The 1503-nt window shown below is 50.8% G+C and carries 2 protein-coding genes; both read right to left on the bottom strand.

Annotated features, from left to right (window positions below; translation table 11 throughout):
* Positions 1-1033, bottom strand: a 1033-nt coding sequence (locus ACOI06_RS14515; RefSeq protein ID WP_420663305.1) for an IS3 family transposase, incomplete at its 3' end; no start/stop codon positions are given.
* The gene (locus tag ACOI06_RS14510; RefSeq protein ID WP_420663304.1) at positions 1030-1428 is read right to left on the bottom strand and encodes a transposase; all 399 of its coding nucleotides are present in this window, start codon (positions 1426-1428) and stop codon (positions 1030-1032) included. The genes ACOI06_RS14510 and ACOI06_RS14515, both read right to left, overlap by 4 nt.
* Between the last annotated feature and the right edge of the window lie 75 nt (positions 1429-1503).

Raw genomic sequence — 1503 nt, 5'->3', positions numbered from 1 at the left:
TTTCAACGGTGGCTGGGTCAGCATCATCTGGTATGGGGTTGATGTAGACCTCTGCCGGTGGCATCTTCGCGGTTGGGCGACCTTTGGTGAACCGTTCAGGATGGTTGGTATAGATTTCATCCAATGCGGCTTGCCGAGTGATCGCTATTTCCAGATAGTCACCACTGAACACCTGGTGAGGTGTAAAACCATTCAGACTGCTATGGTGATGGCTGTGGTTGTACCAACGCACATAGTCTTCACACCACCGCATAGCGTGATCATAGCTATCAAACCGTCGCGGGTAGTCGGGTTGGTATTTCATGGTTTTGAACTGAGATTCACTCATCGCATTGTCATTGCTCACCCGAGGCCGGCTATGGCTGGCGGTCACACCCAGTTCGCCCAGTAAATCCAGATAGCAATGGGCTGTCATCGGCACACCACGGTCCTGGTGTAGCGTCAGGCTACCTGGCGCAATCTCGTATCGCTCATGCGCTTGGGCAATGAGCTGTTGAGACAGTGCGCTATTTTCTTTGCGTGAGAGCATCCACGCAACGATGTACCGACTGAACAAATCCATCACCACATACAGTGACAGGTATTCACCACGCCGCTGAGTGGCCAGCTTGGTAATATCCCACACCCACGCCTCATTCGGCGTGGTCGCTTTTAAGCGAGGAATGGGCTGTGTGTTTGCGGGACGTTGGTGGCGCCGTTCACCGCTCAAATTATTCTCACGAAGAATGCGATGCATGGTGCTGACAGATGCCAGATAAATACCTTGGTCAAGCAACTTGTAATAGGCCTGTACCGGCGGCTGATCAACGTACTCTTCACCCGTTAACACCTCTTTGATGTGACTACGTTCTTCAGGGCTCAGAGCCCGTGGCTGCTCCGTCTGCTTACGTTTGCGGCGATAGGGGCTAACAGGCCCGCAAAGGTTAGCTCGTGCTCGTGCTGCTCGTAGGCTGTTGCGACACAGATTTAATGCATCACAGGCTTGGCGTTCAGAAAGGCCCTTCGGTAACGTCGTTTCTTGTAAAAGAGTCACGATTCGCTCCTTTCTAGTGTTTCCAGCATTTTTAAGGCTTTTTTTTGGAGCTCTAGGCAGCCATCTTTGACCTCAATCTGACGACGAAGTCGCTGGTTCTCTTTCTCCAGTTGTTCAATCCGTTTTTGTTCAGCAGTTTTAAGGGGTTTGGGACCTGGCGCTGATTTACTCAGACCGGCAACACCACTTTCATTCAGCTCACGACGCCATTGTGCCAGTTGACTAGAATAGAGTTTTTCACGACGCAGTAACGCACCCAGTTCACCATGCTTGCAAGCATCGGCTTTCTGAAGAATCGATAGTTTATATTCAGCCGTAAAGACTCGGCGAGTCCGTTTTTCAAGTGCTGGATCGGGTTTGACCATCGGGTCAACAACGGTGATTGGCTTTGGCATTTTTGATCTCCTGAGCGCCCTGATATATACGTTATCTCAAAATCATGTGGCTCAGGTCTATGTTGACACACAGGG

The organism is Orrella sp. 11846 (assembly GCF_048820935.1).
Classification (GTDB): domain Bacteria; phylum Pseudomonadota; class Gammaproteobacteria; order Burkholderiales; family Burkholderiaceae_B; genus Algicoccus.
This window is presented reverse-complemented; position numbering and strand designations above follow the sequence as displayed.

Excerpts from the sequence above, each read along its gene's own strand:
- ACOI06_RS14510 (WP_420663304.1), bottom strand. The coding sequence starts at position 1,428 with ATGCCAAAGCCAATCACCGTTGTTGACCCGATGGTCAAACCCGATCCA.